Source organism: Anaerococcoides asporogena, from assembly GCF_029590275.1.
In the GTDB taxonomy this organism is placed as follows: domain Bacteria; phylum Bacillota; class Clostridia; order Clostridiales; family Clostridiaceae; genus JG1575.
Window position 1 is genome coordinate 2,827,945 of the sequence record NZ_CP120965.1, and the last position, 17,446, is coordinate 2,845,390.

At 50.6% G+C, this 17,446-nt stretch carries 15 protein-coding genes; 4 read left to right on the forward strand and 11 right to left on the reverse strand.

All coding sequences use genetic code 11. From position 1 onward, the window contains the following. Positions 1 to 104: 104 nt before the first annotated feature. Positions 105 to 734: a class I SAM-dependent methyltransferase gene (locus P6M73_RS13010; protein ID WP_277853463.1), complete on the reverse strand. Its 630-nt coding sequence runs from the start codon at positions 732 to 734 to the stop codon at positions 105 to 107. Positions 735 to 759: 25 nt separating this feature from the next. Beyond that, positions 760 to 1,434, reverse strand: a complete 675-nt coding sequence (locus tag P6M73_RS13015) for an HD domain-containing protein (RefSeq protein ID WP_277853464.1) — start codon at positions 1,432 to 1,434, stop codon at positions 760 to 762. A 322-nt stretch (positions 1,435 to 1,756) separates the two neighbouring features. Here P6M73_RS13015 and P6M73_RS13020 point away from each other — a divergent pair, with 322 nt between their 5' ends. Continuing rightward, complete coding sequence (locus tag P6M73_RS13020; protein ID WP_277853465.1) at positions 1,757 to 2,095, forward strand: hypothetical protein; 339 nt, start codon at positions 1,757 to 1,759, stop codon at positions 2,093 to 2,095. 187 nt (positions 2,096 to 2,282) lie between these two features. On the opposite strand, the gene P6M73_RS13025 is transcribed toward P6M73_RS13020, so the two are convergent. The 9 genes from P6M73_RS13025 to P6M73_RS13065 all read right to left on the reverse strand — a co-directional run bounded on the left by P6M73_RS13025 (position 2,283) and on the right by P6M73_RS13065 (position 13,243). Then, the gene (locus P6M73_RS13025; protein ID WP_277853466.1) at positions 2,283 to 3,296 is read right to left on the reverse strand and encodes a 2-thiouracil desulfurase family protein; all 1,014 of its coding nucleotides are present in this window, start codon (positions 3,294 to 3,296) and stop codon (positions 2,283 to 2,285) included. 270 nt (positions 3,297 to 3,566) lie between these two features. Next, positions 3,567 to 4,676: a M20/M25/M40 family metallo-hydrolase gene (locus P6M73_RS13030; RefSeq protein ID WP_347276285.1), complete on the reverse strand. Its 1,110-nt coding sequence runs from the start codon at positions 4,674 to 4,676 to the stop codon at positions 3,567 to 3,569. 364 nt (positions 4,677 to 5,040) lie between these two features. Next, on the reverse strand, positions 5,041 to 6,582 hold the full coding sequence (locus P6M73_RS13035) for an AbgT family transporter (protein WP_277853467.1): 1,542 nt from the start codon (positions 6,580 to 6,582) through the stop codon (positions 5,041 to 5,043). Between the two features lie 837 nt (positions 6,583 to 7,419). Continuing rightward, complete coding sequence (locus P6M73_RS13040) at positions 7,420 to 8,163, reverse strand: GntR family transcriptional regulator (RefSeq protein ID WP_277853468.1); 744 nt, start codon at positions 8,161 to 8,163, stop codon at positions 7,420 to 7,422. Positions 8,164 to 8,206: 43 nt separating this feature from the next. Continuing rightward, entirely contained in the window at positions 8,207 to 9,028 is an 822-nt protein-coding gene (locus P6M73_RS13045) for a PfkB family carbohydrate kinase (RefSeq protein ID WP_277853469.1), read from the reverse strand. A gap of 4 nt (positions 9,029 to 9,032) precedes the next feature. Beyond that, positions 9,033 to 9,896: a carbohydrate ABC transporter permease gene (locus tag P6M73_RS13050; protein WP_277853470.1), complete on the reverse strand. Its 864-nt coding sequence runs from the start codon at positions 9,894 to 9,896 to the stop codon at positions 9,033 to 9,035. A 1-nt stretch (position 9,897) separates the two neighbouring features. Continuing rightward, complete coding sequence (locus P6M73_RS13055) at positions 9,898 to 10,785, reverse strand: carbohydrate ABC transporter permease (protein WP_277853471.1); 888 nt, start codon at positions 10,783 to 10,785, stop codon at positions 9,898 to 9,900. 85 nt (positions 10,786 to 10,870) lie between these two features. Continuing rightward, on the reverse strand, positions 10,871 to 12,208 hold the full coding sequence (locus tag P6M73_RS13060; protein WP_277853472.1) for an ABC transporter substrate-binding protein: 1,338 nt from the start codon (positions 12,206 to 12,208) through the stop codon (positions 10,871 to 10,873). 54 nt (positions 12,209 to 12,262) lie between these two features. Then, positions 12,263 to 13,243, reverse strand: a complete 981-nt coding sequence (locus P6M73_RS13065; RefSeq protein ID WP_277853473.1) for an SIS domain-containing protein — start codon at positions 13,241 to 13,243, stop codon at positions 12,263 to 12,265. A 353-nt stretch (positions 13,244 to 13,596) separates the two neighbouring features. On the opposite strand from P6M73_RS13065, the gene P6M73_RS13070 reads away from it, so the two are divergent. From P6M73_RS13070 to P6M73_RS13080, 3 genes are all read left to right on the forward strand, one after another. Further along, positions 13,597 to 14,706: an ABC transporter ATP-binding protein gene (locus P6M73_RS13070; RefSeq protein ID WP_277853474.1), complete on the forward strand. Its 1,110-nt coding sequence runs from the start codon at positions 13,597 to 13,599 to the stop codon at positions 14,704 to 14,706. Between the two features lie 9 nt (positions 14,707 to 14,715). Further along, positions 14,716 to 15,429: a PucR family transcriptional regulator gene (locus P6M73_RS13075; protein WP_277853475.1), complete on the forward strand. Its 714-nt coding sequence runs from the start codon at positions 14,716 to 14,718 to the stop codon at positions 15,427 to 15,429. Positions 15,430 to 15,697: 268 nt separating this feature from the next. Then, positions 15,698 to 17,302 carry an IS1634 family transposase gene (locus P6M73_RS13080; RefSeq protein WP_277853476.1) on the forward strand — a complete coding sequence of 535 codons (1,605 nt, stop codon included), beginning with the start codon at positions 15,698 to 15,700 and terminating at the stop codon, positions 17,300 to 17,302. Positions 17,303 to 17,446 lie beyond the last annotated feature (144 nt).

Genomic DNA, 17,446 nt, shown 5'->3' on the forward strand with positions numbered 1-17,446 from the left:
CTGGCTTCATTATGGAAGAGAAAAATTAAAACAAACTAAAATTATTAAAAACAGCTCCGGAAACCTCCTCCGGTTTTGATTGATCCTGACAGACATTTCTTGTCTCAGCTTCGGTCAGGCGGAATGCATACATACCAGGCAGCGCGACCTCCGATTTGAACCACGTCGACTTTGCTAAAGCACCGTTTGCCCTGATGGGTGCATACCTCCATCTCTTGCGGAACCTGCCGGATGAAGCCAAAATAGTCGCCGCCCTCCAGCCATTCCACGAATGAAGTTAATAGAGACCGCTCCTGGTTATAGTCCATAATGACCACAACCCGCCGAGCCACCCGACTCATCTCCCGGTAGAGCTGCAAGCGCTGCTCTGCTTCCATGCCATGGGCTACATAAGAGGCAACCGCTGCATCGAAGGATCGGTCCGGGAACGGCAGTCCGTTCTGAACATCCCCCCGGATGAAATGCACATTCCGGTTTTCCGGTCGTGAGCTGGCATATTTGAGCATTTTCTCCGCCGGATCCAGCCCGGTAACGCTCAGGCCTCGTTCTGCCAGAACCGAACAGAGGGCACCAGTTCCGCACCCCACATCGAGTACCGAAGTAAGTGAAGAAAAGTCGAGGTGGTCTTCCTGTTTTTCCATTGCCTGGCGAAACCATTTCCTCTGGATCGTAAAAAAACGGCTGTAAACCGGGGCAATCGAATTGAACAGAACTCTGCTGTTCTTATCGCTCATTGTGTCCCCTCCAAAATCTTTTTTTTCATGAGCAACTCCCCCGCACAGAAGGCGATTCAGAAGTCACCTCAGAAGTCGCCTCAGAAGTTGCCTCAAAAGTCGCCCCAGAAGTCGCCTCAGAAGTCGGCTCAGAAGTCGCCTCAGAAACCTTCCCGAAAACCTCCTTCACCAGACGGCAGTATTCCGCATATGCCTCCAGACCGCTGAGTTCTTTCAGGCAATCAGCCAGTGAAGCATAATACCAGTGATGTTCGCTCTTGCGTTTTTCGTGAAAGCTTTCCCATAACCGGTCCCCGAGAATTGACTGATCCCGCCGGATCGCCCGGATATTTGCCAGCTTGTCAGCCAGAGCAATAATTTTAACATCAAGGTCTTTTTCTTCCCTGAGTAAGTCAATCGTGTGCTGTTTCCGGGTTTTCCAATCCTTGACCGTTTTATCTTCGCTTTGAGCCGCCACCAGGTCAGCGACTCGAGGGTTGAACAAAGCCTGCAAGGTTTCCCGCCTGACCTTGGCATCCTCACAGGTATCATGCAGGATGGCGGCACAGACAATATCCTCGTCATGACGGCCCTGTTCTCCCAGGATGGAGGCTGCGATCACAGCCACTTCCATCGGATGAATGATATAGGGGAGGTCTGATCCCTTTCTGGTTTGCCCAGTATGAGCCAGGGTCGCAAACATCATTGCTTTTTCGATCATGACAATCTCCTTCTCTGAACTGTAATGAGAACAGGTCAATCCGTTCTGACGGATTCTTCCATTCCGAAGATTATGAATCAATTTTCTGAACGGATAAACCCCCAAAAGAAAAGATAGGGTATACTCAAATTATAACCGATTGATATACCGGTCATAGCAGTCAGGATGAAAGCATTTGAAGCCCCGCTTCAACCATCGAACAGAACCTTTTATGTCTGCTGAATCCCTGCCATTTCAGGAAATCTACGACCCCCTGTCCGGGAATTCACTCGAGAACTTCAACGACACCTTCGCAAGGGCGCGAACCGAAAGGAGCACATGAATGGAACAGAACGATCTTCGCAGCAGGCTGGCTTCCATTGACTGGGACAAAGCATTTGACGATTCAATTTTTTTGGACAAGTCCGACTTTACGCTGCCAGATGGCCGTCGGATTCAGTCAGAGCTTTGGAGTGAATTCGGCTATACTTTCCTGACCTACCGTTTTCTGAAAACCGGTCTGGAGAATAGTTCCACGGAAGAAATTGTCGACTATCTCAATGGTCAGGGTGTCTCCATCGATACGAAGCGGTTCCCCGTTCAGGACATGGAGCTGCTGACCACGGAATATGATCCGGATCTCTATCACCTCACCATCACCATTGCCGAAAGCGAGGAGTAGGATCGCTGGGTGTGATATCATTTCAAGGATTAATCAGCCAAGACCCCGCACCTGAACTGGTTTGGGGTCTTGGCTCTTTTCCATTCACCGGAAAATCTTCCAGAGATTGATCCGGTTGAGATGCTGCCTGATCGGATCAAGGTGCTTTCCGATCCAATAAAGATGATTTCGGATCCGATCGTGCCTGTTACGCCTGTTCCTCAGGGGATTGATCTTCTTCTGCCCCTTCCTCTGCCGGCGACTCTGTTGTCGGCAGCACCGGTTTTGGCATACGCCGCTTCTCACGGTACAGAACCGGAGAAGACGCGAAGAAGACTCCTTCTTCAAAGGCAGTTCGCTCCATCAGCGTCAGCTCTTTGGCAATGGTTGTGACATTGCGTCGAAAATCCGGTGAATTGATTCCATCTACAGTCTTGCCTTTCGCTTTGCGATAAAACGAATAGTTTTTCCATAGCATCTGCGTAATCTTTGCCGTGGTGGAGGGGCGGCGTAAAACTTCCAGAATTTCACCGCGAATCGCGGCAATATCCTCCGCGGTAACTTGTTTGCCCAGGTCTGCCAGCCGTCGGCCCATTTCCCTGGCCCAGGGCTCATCCAGCTCCTGGCAAAGGAACTTCAGCTTATACCAGGCTTCGTAAAGTGAATTCTTGCTTTCAAGTGGCAAGGAGCGAAACCAATGGAACGCCAGCAGCCGGCGCCGCCAATCCCACCAGCGGATAGGACTTTGAAGATCGCTGGCCGGAATCAGGAAATACTCCCGGTCCAAGAGCAAGGTTCCGAAGATCCCGGGCGGATTGCCCCGCTTCTGTTTTTTCAGGGACGTACGGTAGACGCCGCAGGTCGGACTGCCGTCCATGTAGATGAATGCGGTGGCTTTCGCCCGCTCCAGCGTTTCCAGGCAGGACAACGTGCCAAACTTAACATCCTCCGTCACATCCTGACCCCCGCGGTTCTTAATGATTGCCAGACCCGACCAGACCTCTTTCCCGGTGCCGCCTGACAGATGAATCGGATCTCTGGGCACTCCCAGGCCGGACATGGTTTCCGGGCAGACCGGCACCCATTTAAAGTCGCTCTTTTCACGGCCCAGCCCCGCAGTCAGATCCCAGCCCTTGGCGTTGTAACGCACCGGGCTCCCCATCGTACAGGCACTGATTCCAATGGTAATGCGCTCATGCAGAATGACATTCGTTTTGTCCATCGTTAAATCCCCTCTGCTCTTTTCTTTGAGTATAGGGCCTTCCTTCCGTTCTGTCATGATAAATTTCAGAATGACGTGAACGATCCATCTGCTGAGGGAGCCGTTATAAGGAAGGATCCCTCGCTCCGCTTTTCTGACGAAGTCCGGCAATCCAGCCACGGAGCAGGCCAACTCCCTGATGGCGTGAGAATTCGAGAATTGCAGTGATCGAATGAAAACACACCGGCCCCGCCTTGACAAGGACGTTTCCGGTGTGCTGACATGAAATGATTAGCCCTGCATCAGTCGGAGCACCAGCTCCGCTGTGGTATTCAGGTCACGTATGTGAAGATGTTCCTCCAGAGTATGCGGTTTCCGTTCGCCGATGGCCAGGTTCACGGAGGGGATTCCGTTGGCATTGAAGACATTGGTGTCCGATCCTCCGCCGGATCGGGCGGTTTTCGCCTGGATGCCCATCTGCGCGAACACTGCCTTCAGTTCGGATACCAGGGCGTGATCCTCCGGAATGCTGAATGCGCCGTAGGCCGGAGCAATGACCACATCAGCCTTGCCGTTGAACTTTCTGGCCGCTTCATAGCAGCATTCTGCCATATGGTCTGTCTGAGCCTTCAGTTTTTCATCGGACAGGCTGCGGGCTTCCGCCTGAATCCGGACTTCCTTCGTCACAATGTTGGTGGGTCCCTTGCCTTCGATGGATCCAATATTGGCGGTTGTTTCCTCATCAATGCGGAGCAGCTTCATCCGGGAAATGGCGTCCGCGGCAATCATAATGGCTGAAATTCCGGTTTCCGGTGCTACCCCGGCATGAGCTTCAAGGCCGGTAAACGTAACGTCAATCTTGGCCTGGGCCGGACCGGCAATAATAATGTCGCCCGGATCACCGCCACTGTCCAGAACAAAGCCCTTTTTCGCCTTCAGTCTGGTGTAGTCCAAATTTTTGGATCCAAACAGTCCGCCTTCCTCAAAAATGGTGAATGCCACCTCCACGTCGCCGTGGGGAGCGGAAGTCTCTTTCAACACGGCAAACGCCTCCATGAGCGCCGCAATGCCGGCCTTGTTGTCTGCACCCAGAATCGTGGTGCCGTCGCTGTAAATCGTGCCATCCTTGATGACAGGCTTAATACCGCGTCCCGGGCTGACTGTATCCATATGGGAACTGAACAGGATCGGATCCCGGTCCAGCTGTCCGTTCAGACGTCCGATCAAGTTGCCTGAATTGCTTCCGACCACCTCACCGGCGCCATCCATTTCCACTTCCAGGCCCAGTTCCTGCATTTCAGCCATCAGAATCCGGGCGAAGTCTCCCTCTTCCCTGGTGGGGCTGTCAATCTGCACATAGCGCAGAAACCGCTCCAATAACCTTTGTTCGTTAATCATCATAACCTCCATGTTCATTCGGATTTTTCATCTGCCGAATCAGTTCGTTCAGGTCAGATCCCTGAAAAATTTCAGGATCTAAACCACTCACCCATCTGAAAAGAAAATCATTTGAAGAATATATTCATCTTAAGAATTCAATCATCTGAAAAGAAAATCATTTGTAAAATTCCGTCATCTGAAAAATTCAGACAGCTTCCGGCTGCCCTTGCCTGTAGGCTGCATTCAGCCAATCAATTCATTAGTTTTCCTGTTCAATCCCATCAATGAAGTTGAACCATCAATGAATCTGAACCATCATATTCTGATCCATCATAGAAAACGAATCAGAAAAAATAAGGCCGCGAGGGCCTTATTTTGGTTTCAATTACATGTACAGGGCAGCTCCGGGTCCCAGCGGGAGTCCCACCAGCATCCAGATAATGAGCATAATGGCCCAGCCGATCAGGAATACGACGGAATAGGGCAGCATGGTGGAAATCAGTGTTCCCAGGCCGCTGTCTTTCTCGTATTTCTTGGCAAAGACGACAATCATCGCAAAGTAGCTCATCAGCGGCGTGATGATATTGGTGGATGAATCTCCAATCCGGAAGGCAACCTGAGTGAGTTCCGGAGTCAGTCCCAGACGCATCATCATCGGCACGAAGATCGGTGCCATAATCGCCCACTTGGCGGAAGCGGATCCCATGAACAGGTTGATGAAGGCTGAAATCAAAATGAATCCGAGCACCAGCGGAATTCCCTTAAAGCCGATGCGCTCCAGGAAACCGGCGCCTTCGACGGAGAGAATGGTTCCCAAATTGGATTTTCCGAAGAATGCCACAAACTGAGCCGCAAAGAAAGCCAGTACAAGGTACCCGCCCATGCTCTTCATGGCGCTGGTCATGGCTTCAACCAGATCATTGGTGTTCTTGATCTTGCCGGTAGCTTTTCCGTAAACATATCCAGGAATCAGGAACAGCAGGAGGATCATGAAGATCAGACCGCTGTGCATGAAGTTGTTCAGGTTCAGTTTTCCGGCAGCATCCACTTCCTTGAGCACTGCATTCTGCGGTACCGTCAGGAAGGCCATGAGTAAAGCAAAAAGCACAAGAGCGACTCCGGCATTTCTCAGACCCTTGTTTTCCACAGCGGTCAGTTTCTCTGCATCCGGCTTGAACTCACCGGTGTAGGGTCCCAGGTTCGGTTCGACAATTCGTTCGGTAACGATGGTTCCAAGAATCGTCAGAAGGAAGGTGGAGACAAACATGAAGTAGAAGTTGCCGGTGGCAAGCATGGTGTAATCACTACCGGAAGCCTTCAGGGCTTCATTGGTGATACCGGCCAGCAGCGGATCCAGAGTTCCGACCAGCAGGTTGGCGGAGAATCCGGCAGAAACTCCGGCAAAGGCTGCTGCCAGACCCGCGATGGGATGACGGCCGGCTCCGGCGAAAACGATGGCTCCCAAAGGAATAACCACAACGTATCCGGCATCAGAGGCCACATTGGACATAACCCCGGCGAATACAACCACCGCAGTCAGAAGGCTGGCGGGAACATTGCTCAACAGCTTCTTCAGGGACGCATTGATCAGTCCGGAGTATTCAGCAACACCGACACCCAGCATGGCAACCAGAACGGTACCCAGTGGCGCGAAGCCGGTAAAGTTTCCGGTGGCTGAGTTGAAGAAGAACCGCAGTCCTTCCACGGACAGCATGTTGGTTGCTCCGATCGTTACTTCCTTGGCCTGTCTGGCATCATAGTAAGTTACCTGAAGTCCGGACTTGGCGACAAAGTAGGAAATGACGACGACGAGCGCGGTGAGAATGACGAAAATAATAGCTGGATGAGGCAGAGCGTTACCGATGGCCTCAATGGATTTGAGTACACCACCGCGTTTGGCAGTGTTGTCATGGGTTGGTTTTGCCATGTTTTCCCTCCTAAGGAATATATATATTTTGACCTTTTGAAGTATACCACATGTAAACCTTTAATCAATATTTATAGCATTTTTAGATGAATATAACATTATTTCTGCAAATCTGTTTTTGATTGCATAAAATTTTTTTTGAAGAATTTTTATGCTATTCGCTAAAGTCACTTAAAGGTGCCAAATTGATAATCGAGAATCGTTAACACCTTGATTTTTTATGAAATATGAGGTAAAAGCCGGTTATTTTATACCTCTTTAACTATTATTCGATGTTAATCGAATGGTTATAAATGAATATTGATTTGACGTTTTGAAAGTTCAACCAGTTATTGCAGGCAGAGAACTTTCTAAAGGCAGACTTGAAAATACAGAAAATCAAATATTTAACAATTTAATATATACCTGTATATAATGTATATTCACAGAGGTATATTTCTTGTTTAATCCCGGAACTGTAAAAGAAACGTTGTACTCATCTTATTTGACTGACTAAAGAAGCAGTCTGACCGATTGAGCAGATGCCCTCCGCGGTTTGCCTCTGACAATCCCCTCCATCGGACCGGCCGCTTTCCCTGGCAGTTCCCTTCACCGAAGATCCCCACCTCGCATGACAGTTCTCTCGCCGGACAGTCTATCAACTGACGATTCCCTTCGCCGGTCAGTTCGTCACTTGTTCCAAAGCATGCAAAAAAGAAAAATTCATAAGGATCCCCTTACGAATTTTATTGTTCTTATTATTGCTGAGGCCGTCCGGCAGCGCCGGTGTCAAAAAGGTCAGATCCCGGAATTGCCAGACTGAATCCACCCATTGTCCTCTCGGAAGCAGTAAGGGGATCAGTCCAGGCGAACTTCGAATGAGAGTTCAGCCTTTTGCGGGAGCAGATAATACCGGGAGAAATGGACCGGCCGGTCCTGCTCATCAAAAATGGTTTTCTTCACGAGAACCAGCGGTGTCGTGAGGGGGACACCCAGAATTTTTGCAGCTTCCTCATCACCCGTGAGAAATTCAATGGTTTTGGTCACTCGTTTGAAATGAATGCCGTAAGTCTTTCTGGCCAGTTCGAAGGTCGATGTATCGGAGTCTACCCGATCCATGATTCCCGGATAGCGATCCGCCGGAAAAAAAGCAAAATCAAGGCTGAAAGGACCTTCCGCATCAAAAACCAGTCGAACCAGCGTAAACAGCTCGAAGGGCTCGGTCCGCTGGAAGATGATTTTTTCGGCTTCGTCGGCCATGTGCAGACCTTTGGACAAAATCTTCTTGGTAAAAGTGACCCCGGCCCCCCCCAGGCCATCGGCGAATCCGCCAAATTCCAGGATATGGACGCTTTTTTTGATTTTGGAAGAGACAAAGGTGCCTTTGCCGTGAACCGCTTCCAGCACCCCCTTGTCGGACAGTTCCTTGATGGCCCGGCGAACCGTGATCCGGCTGGTGTTGAACAGTTCACACAGTTCCTGCTCTGAAGGAATTTTGCTGCCAGGAGTCAACGTGCCTTTTTCGATCATGATCTCTATATAGTTTGATACCTGCTCGTAGAGGTAGGAAGAGATGTTGCTGTCCAGATTTACTTTTTTCATAGCTTCTCCCAGGAATGAATCCAATATAATATTCTGTATTACATTATATTATATCATGCGGATATCCGAAACCGCCCTCGAGCTCGCAGGTTTTGGCCGCGCTGAGGGTCCCTCTGCTCAGACTCTCTTCCATCGACAGCCCATTTTTATGACTCACCAGGAATGCGGCAATGAAACTGTCTCCGGCACCCATGGTATCCACAACCTGGGCCGGTGCCGGCGCCTGGCGATATTCCTTCCCTCCCGAAACAAACAGAGCTCCCTCTTTGCCGCGAGTCATGCCCAGAACCTTCACATTCGGATACTTTCCAAAGGCTTTGATCAGAGCGGCAATTTCCTCTTGAGTACGATCGGAAGCGGACAGGAAGGCATAGCAAATATACGGCGCCACCCGATCGATCTGCTCCAGGGTGTAATGGTCGGAAAAGTCATAGGATACTTCAATGACCTGGCACAGAACCGGCAGCTCCTCCTCCATCCAGGAATAACAGCTGGTATGGCAAAGATCATAGTCTTTCACGTAAGCCAGGTCATGCCGGGTCATATGGAGCTTGGCCAGCGTTTGAACCGTATCTCCCTCAAATCGCCGAAAAATGCGGTCACCGGATTCATCCAGGTAGACGCCGGGCTGACCGGTCAGACCTTCCATGGTTCGGGAACGGCTCCACTCGATCCCCTCCTGGTCCATGGCAAACTTGACGTGCTGCGCCTTGTCGTCTGTTCCCAGAATCCCGATGTAGGAGCATTTTTCCGCTCCGCTGCGCTTGGCGTTGACAGCAACGTTCACGCAGTTGCCTCCCGGGTAATAGGTATTCTTGTAGTGGTAACAATCGCAGACGTTGTCACCGATGCAAATCAGCTTCATGTCGTTATCCTTTCACGGAGCCCTCGGACAGGCCACGAATCAGTTGTTTTTGAGTAAAGATCAACAGCACAATCATCGGCAGGGAAGCAATGACCATGCCTGCCAGGAGTACACCCCAGTCGGTTCGGAGGGCATCGCGGAAATTCATCAGACCAGCCGGGATGGTTTTATTCGCTTCCGAGCTGATGAAGATAATGCCAAACAGGAATTCATTCCAGGCATAGAAGGCAGTCAAAAGGGCAATGGTTGAGATAATCGGCCGTGACATGGGCAGATAAATCTTGGAGTAAATCTCCAGCTCGCTGCATCCATCCACGATGGCGGACTCCACAATCTCCTTGGGGATGGTCAGAAAATGCGACCGGACCAGAAGAATTGACAAAGGCAGCCGAAAAGCGATGTAGGGCAGGATCAGAGCCAGTTTGGTATCCAGCAGACCGACCGCGTCCAGAAATTTATAGAGCGGGATCAGACAGACTTGTGGATTGACCATCAGTCCGGCCATGATGGCAATGAGCAGCAGGTCCACCAGGCGCGATTTAAAGCGGGACAGGCCGTAGGCCGCCAATGTCGCGATGAAAATCACACTGACGATGACAGCTCCGGTAATCTGGAGACTGTTCAGGAAGTAATCGGCGATGCCCCCTTCCCAGGCTTTGCGGTAATTGTCGACCAGCCAGGTTTCGGGAAATCCCCAGACATTTCCATAGATTTCGGCGTAGGATTTCATGGAAGATACGATCATCCAGAATAGTGGATAGAGGATCACAACAGCCAGAATGACCAGAAGGGCTGCCGTCAGAAGACGCCCCGGAGTCAGTCTGATCCGGCGTCTGTTCGGTTTGGATTGTTTGAGTGTTCCTTCCATGTTAGTCCTCCTTTCCGGTTCTGGAGATGGCAACCTGCACCAGGGAAACAATGGCGGTAATGACAAAGATGAGCACAGCCAGAGCGGAAGCGTAGCCCATGTTGTCGCGCATGAACCCTTCCAGGTACATATGAAGGGCGATGGTGGTTGAACTGATGCCAGGGCCCCCGCCTTTGGCCAGAATGTATGGTTCATTGAATACCAGCATGGAGCCGGTGATCGTGATCAGGGTATTGACGAAGATCGTTTCTTTTACCTGAGGGACCGTGACATGGAAGAACTGGCCGATGGAACCCGCTCCGTCGATGACACTGGCTTCATACAGGTCCTTTGGAATCTTCTGAATGGCTACAATGAAGAGCATCATGATGTAGCCGGTACTTTGCCACTGACTCATCGTAATAACCGAATAGATGGCTGTCTTGGGATTTCCCAGCCAGACTCGCTTTAAGGACTCCAGTCCGATTAATTCCAGGAAATTGTTGAGTATGCCCATCTGCGGATTGTAGATAAAGCTGAACAGCATGGCAATGACTGATATCGATATCATAACAGGCATAAAATAAACGACCCGGAAAAACGGCGCCACCTTGCGGAAGATCTTATGTTCCAAAATGGCAGCCAGTACTAATCCAAAGCCGACCTGGACCAGAACGGAGATGACAGCATAGCGGAAATTATTCGTTAAAGCCACCGGCAGAGTGCGGTCCTGCATCAGCTTCTCGTAATTGGCCAGGCCGACGAATTGCTGCGTTGGTGAAAAAGCCGAAAACTTATAGAAGCTATTGATCAGGTTCTGGACCAGGGGTCCAAATACAAAGAAAATCAGAAACACCAGGGCCGGTGTTAAAAACCACAAGGGTTTCAATTTTCGGTTCCACTTATTCATTGGGTATTTCTCCCCCTTTTATTGATAGGGATAAGACATCATCCTCCGATGCGGTCTTATCCCTGTCTTCCCTTAAAATTCAGGCTTAGTTGCCTCTGAGTTCCGTTGCTTTGACCTTGACGGCTTCCATGATCTGTTCCGCCGTAGTCTGTTTGGTTGCCAGTTCCTGGCCACCCTTCATGAAGATATCGCCGATGTTGATGTTAACGGCGTTGTCAAACCAGGGCGTCATGGACTCCGCATCGTTGATGAGGTTAAATGCCTCTACGACTTCCGGTGAGGCAGTCTCTGAAGTAACTCCGCCCTTGATGGCCGTGATCTCGCCGGTTGTCTTGGTAAAGTCCGCAGCAGTTTCGGCAGAGGTCAGATACTTGAAGAATTCAATGGCTTCGGGAGATGCTTCCTTGGAGAGCATGACTCCTTCCGGAGCACCTTCCAGAGAACTCTGAACCCCGACTGCCCCTTCCACTTCCGGGAAGTTGAAGTAGCCGAATTCGACCTTGTCGATTTCCTTAATCCGCTTGATTTCCGCAATCTGGAGGTAAACCATCGGGATCTCGCCGTTGGCGAACATATTTCTTGATGTTTCATGATCGATGGCCGTGGAGATGTCTCCCATGTAGCCTGCCAGCGTTTCAAACATTTTCAGACCTTCGACGTAACCAGGATCTGTGAATTCACCAGTTTTCTGGATGTAATCTTTTGCCAGGACATCAGCTTTGACGACCCGGTCAAAAATCGGACCCATGAAGTGCGATACGACCCAGGGTTCGGACAGGCCCGCCGCGATGGGGGTGTCATAGCCATTGGCTTTCAGCGTATCCAGGACTTCCAGCAAGCCCTTCCAGGTGGTCGGAGCCTTCAGATTCAGCTTACCAAAAACTTCGGTGTTATAGAAGAAGGCTTTGCCGTCCATGGTGAATGGCGCTGCGTATTTCTTGCCGTCAAAGGTAAAGCCCTTGATCTGGGATTCGATCAGATTGCCGGACCAGGCTTTATCCTGCTCATAGAGATCATCCAGGGCCCGGACTTTTCCGGAGGAGACCAGATTCTGGGCAAAGGAGTCCGACCAGGAGAAGAATACGTCCGGCATCTGGGTGCTGGCAACCTGAACCCTGATCTTTTCCTTATATGCATCGTTAATGACGCTTTCAACTTTAATGTCGACATTGGGATGGGTCGCGATGTATTCCTGCACCTTGCGGTCATAGAAGCTTTTCTTGGGCTCGTTCGGCCAGCGGTGGAAGAAGTTGATGACGACCTTTTTCGCAGGCTGAGTCGCGGCTGAAGTGGAGGCTGCGGTTCCGGCTGAAGTTCCGGTGGAACCACCGGCGGTGGTGGCTGGCGCCGCCGGGCTGCAGGCGGCCAGAATCACAGAAGATGCCAGGATGGCTGAAGTCAGATTGAATAATCTTTTTTTCATGTTATTTGCTCCTCATATCTTGGTTTGAATCAATGATCACTGGATCGAAATTGATTAATATTCCATTCTCCACATGTAGCGTCTGACACTCAGGGGATGTCCCTTGTGATCAGCCAGGGCGTCGGCATAGCCTCTCATGACTTTTCCGATCAGGAGAGAACCGAAGTACTCCCGCAGGTCTTCATCTACGCCGGTATAGTCGAATTCATTGGTGTCAATGACATAGACCTCATCGCTGAACTTCTCGGCGAAGGCAATGGCCCGGTCATCCAGCGGAAGCGTCGCGCCATTGCCCCGGATAACGAGGAACGGCACATCATAGTCCGTGATTTCAAAGGGTCCGTGGAAGAATTCACCGGCATGAATGGCATTGGAGTGAACCCAGAGCATTTCCATCAAGAGGCAGCTGGTAAAGGAGTAGGCATGCGAGAAGTACTGTCCGCTGGCCATGGTGTAAACCAGAGGGGCCCGTTTCTGTTCCTTGCCAAACTCTTCCGCGCTTTCCGCATATTTGGCGACATTGGCATCGACCAGTCCCTGCAGACCATTCATCTGTTCCAGCAGCCGATCCCATTTTCCATTGGGATTGAGCACGTTGATTAAGCTGAACAGGAAGCGGAAATAGGTGGCGGTGTCTCCATCGATCGCGTCCACCGGTTCCGTCTTGGAATAAAGGTAGCCCAGCTTGTACTCGCCGGCCTGCGATAACGGAGAGTCAGCAACCATTGAAATGGCCAGAGTCAGCGCTCCCTTGGAACGAGCCAGTTTCGTAGCCTCCACCGATTCCGGGGTTTCACCGGAATGGGATCTGGTGATCACCAGAGAGTTTTCCCCCAGCTGTTTCGGCGTCCGATGGACAAACTCATTGGAAGTATAGACCTTGACGGGAACATCCGTTTCCAGATCCAGGTAATACTCGCCCGGCATCAGTGAAGCCATGGATCCGCCGCAGGCTACCAGATAGATATTATCAATCTTCCGGCTCTTCACGGCTTCCAGCACTTCGTTGATCTGCTGAACAAAGGTTTCATGCATAATTTGTCACCCCAAATTACAATATTCATCATAGCTCGAATCAAGTCGTATTATGACGTTATGTGAATGGTAACATTGTCAATTTCCAAAGTCAATGACGAAATCGATTTTCGTTGCCTGTTTATTAATATACATCAAAATCAGGTCGAAATCCCGCAATATTGATTTTAAACGCATATTATTCCGCGGTTTTTTTGTTCATTTACGAATCAAGTCGAAATTTACCTTGATCCCAAACTCTTTCTGGATTCAGCCGCATCATCGGCCCGACGCTTTTTGTGCATATGACCAATAGGCAAGTCCTTCTGGCCTGGCGTATGATGGGGACAATCAAGCAAAGGAAGTGTGAAAAAATGGCCAGTGTAGAACTGTCTCACATCAATAAGGTATATAAAGGGAACGTATACGCCGTCAAGGACTTCAATCTCACCATCGCCGACAAGGAATTCATCATCCTGGTCGGGCCTTCCGGCTGCGGCAAATCCACGACCCTCCGGATGATTGCCGGTCTGGAAGACATCTCCGAAGGCACCATCAAAATCGGGGATCGGATCATCAATGACGTAGATCCCAAAGATCGGGACATCGCGATGGTGTTTCAGAACTACGCCCTGTACCCGCACATGACTGTATTTGAAAATATGGCGTTCGGACTCAAGCTGCGCAAGATTTCGAAAGAGGTCATTGAACAGAAGGTGGCCGAAGCCGCGAAAATCCTTGACATCGAACACCTGCTCAAGCGCAAGCCGAAAGCCCTCTCCGGCGGCCAGCGCCAGCGCGTTGCCCTGGGCCGGGCCATTGTCCGGGACCCGAACGTATTCCTGATGGATGAACCACTGTCCAACCTCGATGCCAAGCTTCGGGTTCAGATGCGGACAGAAATCTCCAAACTCCATCAGCGACTGCAGACCACCTTTATCTATGTCACCCATGACCAGACCGAAGCCATGACCATGGGTGACCGGATCGTCGTCATGAAGGACGGACTGATCCAGCAGGTAAATGCCCCTCAGGAGATCTATGAGCACCCGGCCAACATGTTTGTTGCCGGCTTCATCGGCTCACCACAGATCAACTTCCTCAAAGGCCGGGTGGTTCCCCAGGGGGATCAGCTTGCTCTGCAATATGGCGAAGTCCTGATTCCGCTCACCCGGGAAAAATCCGACCTTCTGAAAAACCATGATTTGAGCGGAAAAGAGGTTATAATTGGAGTAAGACCGGAGGCCATCGGCTATGAACCGGAATTTCTGGAGCAGCATGCCTCCACCGTTTTCCCGGTGATGGCGGAAGTAACCGAAATCATGGGAGCCGAATCCTACCTCTACTTCAAGCACGGCGAGAATGCCATCACCGCCCGGGTCAACGGCAATACCAGAATCCGCCCCGGGGAAACCGTCCAAATCGCCCTGAATGAAAGCAAAGTCCATGTGTTTGACCCGGATACCGAAGAAACCTACTTTTAGGAGCCAGTCATGAAGAAAGCCAGGGGATCGTTCCAATCCGTGACCGCACCGTCCGGGGGAGGCAATATGCCGCCCCCGGTTTCCCCTGTTTCAAAGGCAGGCAGATCTTCGGCTTCCCCCAATTTTGCCATGCTGGCCGCTGTCTCTTACCAGCCGGAAGTGGCTGCCCTGATCCAGAACTTTTCCGAGGGCCTGAATCTCTCCCCTGCCGGATCGGACCGGATCCTTGTCCTGTCTCAGACCGACGAACCGAAGGAACTGGCCGAAGGCCTGATCTGGGCTCTGACCGAAAACCTCTATCTGTCCCCGGATGCCGTGTACCAGTATGGTGACGCTGTACCGGCAGATCCTGGCATTTCGGTTCTGAACCACTTGCTGGACCTTAAGCTTCGCCGCCGCAAAGACGGCTTGGGTTGCGCTGACTTTGAACTGCTATTTGACCACCTGGCCGATCCCGGTGATGTGCATCAAGCCTGGCTTCGACAAAATCTGCAGCGACTTCGTCCGCTGTCACCGGAGCTTCGCGAAACTTTTGCCAGTTTTTCCCGGCATAACCTCAGCCCCGGCGATACCGCCGCCGCACTGTTCATTCACCGCAATACCCTGAAATACCGCCTGGACCGCCTGCACCAGCAGACCGGCATCGATCCCAGAAGCCACCACGGAGCCGCGCTCCTGAACCTGCTGCTGGCAGCCGAGTGCCGGACAGTTCCTGGGGAATGATTCCACTGATCCATTCCGCAAAACTTATTCTCGAAACCCATTGCTCATAACTATCTTTCGAGCCAACCCTCCGAACGAATTTCTGTCTCAGCTCCAGACAAAGTCCGGGGTTATCGAAAAAAAGCAAAGCAGCAATCGTTCAAACCTACGTTCCCGAACTATGTAACGATGAAAAATCCTGGAAGTGTTGAAAATCAATGGTTTTTGGTACTTTTTTCTTGACTTCAACATCGTTACATATTATAATTAGAACGAGGCGGTGAAACTTATGGGCATCATTTATAGCAAAAATCAGAAGACTGGAATCACCTACGCGTATGATAACAAGCCATATTGGGATCCAGAGAAAAAACAGTCCCGAGCTACCCGCAAATTGATTGGTAAAGTAGACCCCGTGACCGGTGAGATCGTGGAGACTCGCCCTTATCGCAAGCGGGCAGCTGAGCCTTCTGAAAAACCCAAGCAGGGCCCTATTCCTGTTTTGAACACCGAACGAAAGTTCATGGGGGCTTCCTACTTGATGGATCAAATTGGCAAGGAGACTGGTGTGGAACAAGACTTGAAGCTTTGCTTTCCCAACGAATACAAACAGATCCTCTCTTTGGCCTACTATCTGATCATGGAGGAGAATAATTCCCTGTCCCGGTTCAGTCATTGGCACAGACTGCATCGCCATCCCTTCGGTAAAGATATTGCCTCACAGCGCTCCAGTGAGCTGTTTCAGAGCATCACAGAAGATCAGCGGATGAACTTCTTCAAGAAACAAGGCAAGCGTCGAATCGAGAAGGAATATTGGGCATTTGATACAACCTCCATCTCCAGTTACTCAGACACCCTGGCGCAGGTTAAGATGGGCAAGAACAAGGAAGGCGACCGACTGCCTCAGTTCAACCTGGCTCTGCTGTTTGGCGAGGAATCCGGATTACCATTCTATTACCGCAAACTCCCCGGTAACATCACGGATGTGAAAACCATCAAGCGACTGATGCAGGAGTTTGATGTGATGGGGTATCAGAAAGTCAACATGGTCCTGGATCGGGGGTTCTACAGCAAAGAGAACATCAACTGGGTCTATCAGAGCCATCAGAAGTTTCTGATCGGCCTGCGCTTGAATCTGAACTACGTGAAAGAGGTCCTGGAACAAGAACGGGACAATCTGCAGCTTTGGAGCAACCTGGATCCTCAATTTGGCACGTATGGGATCTGCCGTTCCATCGAATGGGAGTATACGCAGGATCGTCCCCGTAAGGGCGACGTATTGACCGAAAAACGCCGGGCATACCTGCACCTGTTCTATAACGATGAGAAAGCCGCAAAGGACCGAGTGGACCAGAATGAACTATACACGCAGCTCTACTATGAACTGACCCATAACGAACGCAAAGACTATCACGCCAAAGATTATGCCAAATACTTTGATGTCGTCGAAACACCAAAGCGTGGAGTCAAGGTAACGGCAAAGGAAGACGTCATGAAGGCTGAAATCCGCAACTATGGCTATTTTGCGATGCTGTCCAACGATGTTCGCGATCCCTTCGAAGCGCTCTGTCTGTACCGCAGCAAAGACATTGTGGAGAAAGGATTCGGCAATTTGAAAGATCGTCTAAACTTCAGACGAATGCAGGTTTCTTCCGAACTTGCCCTTGATGGCAAGCTATTTGTAGGGTTTATCGCATTAATCTACTTGTCCTACTTGAAAAAGAAGATGCAGGAAGCGAAGCTATTCGATCGATGGACGCTCCAGGGAGTACTGGATGAAGTGGACCTCATTGAAGTGTTTCAGGCACCTGAGGTCGGAAAAGTCATTGGTGAAGTGACAAAAAAACAGAAGGAGCTATTCCTGTCGTTGGGAATAACTCCACCATCGTTATAGATTCCGGGAACGTAGGTTCAAAGCAAGAAATCCCGGATCTCTCCCCTGGGGAATGAGATCCGGGATTTCATGTCATCGATGACAAAAGACAGAGAGCGTGGATACTCTCTGTCTTTCTGCTTTTGCTATTACATGCGTAGTAGT

Excerpts from the sequence above, each read along its gene's own strand:
- P6M73_RS13070 (WP_277853474.1), top strand. The coding sequence starts at position 13,597 with ATGGCCAGTGTAGAACTGTCTCACATCAATAAGGTATATAAAGGGAAC.
- P6M73_RS13065 (WP_277853473.1), bottom strand. The coding sequence starts at position 13,243 with ATGCATGAAACCTTTGTTCAGCAGATCAACGAAGTGCTGGAAGCCGTG.
- P6M73_RS13040 (WP_277853468.1), bottom strand. The coding sequence starts at position 8,163 with ATGAAAAAAGTAAATCTGGACAGCAACATCTCTTCCTACCTCTACGAG.
- P6M73_RS13050 (WP_277853470.1), bottom strand. The coding sequence starts at position 9,896 with ATGGAAGGAACACTCAAACAATCCAAACCGAACAGACGCCGGATCAGA.
- P6M73_RS13075 (WP_277853475.1), top strand. The coding sequence starts at position 14,716 with ATGAAGAAAGCCAGGGGATCGTTCCAATCCGTGACCGCACCGTCCGGG.
- P6M73_RS13010 (WP_277853463.1), bottom strand. The coding sequence starts at position 734 with ATGAGCGATAAGAACAGCAGAGTTCTGTTCAATTCGATTGCCCCGGTT.
- P6M73_RS13035 (WP_277853467.1), bottom strand. The coding sequence starts at position 6,582 with ATGGCAAAACCAACCCATGACAACACTGCCAAACGCGGTGGTGTACTC.
- P6M73_RS13060 (WP_277853472.1), bottom strand. The coding sequence starts at position 12,208 with ATGAAAAAAAGATTATTCAATCTGACTTCAGCCATCCTGGCATCTTCT.
- P6M73_RS13015 (WP_277853464.1), bottom strand. The coding sequence starts at position 1,434 with ATGATCGAAAAAGCAATGATGTTTGCGACCCTGGCTCATACTGGGCAA.
- P6M73_RS13055 (WP_277853471.1), bottom strand. The coding sequence starts at position 10,785 with ATGAATAAGTGGAACCGAAAATTGAAACCCTTGTGGTTTTTAACACCG.
- P6M73_RS13020 (WP_277853465.1), top strand. The coding sequence starts at position 1,757 with ATGGAACAGAACGATCTTCGCAGCAGGCTGGCTTCCATTGACTGGGAC.
- P6M73_RS13080 (WP_277853476.1), top strand. The coding sequence starts at position 15,698 with ATGGGCATCATTTATAGCAAAAATCAGAAGACTGGAATCACCTACGCG.
- P6M73_RS13030 (WP_347276285.1), bottom strand. The coding sequence starts at position 4,676 with ATGATGATTAACGAACAAAGGTTATTGGAGCGGTTTCTGCGCTATGTG.
- P6M73_RS13025 (WP_277853466.1), bottom strand. The coding sequence starts at position 3,296 with ATGGACAAAACGAATGTCATTCTGCATGAGCGCATTACCATTGGAATC.
- P6M73_RS13045 (WP_277853469.1), bottom strand. The coding sequence starts at position 9,028 with ATGAAGCTGATTTGCATCGGTGACAACGTCTGCGATTGTTACCACTAC.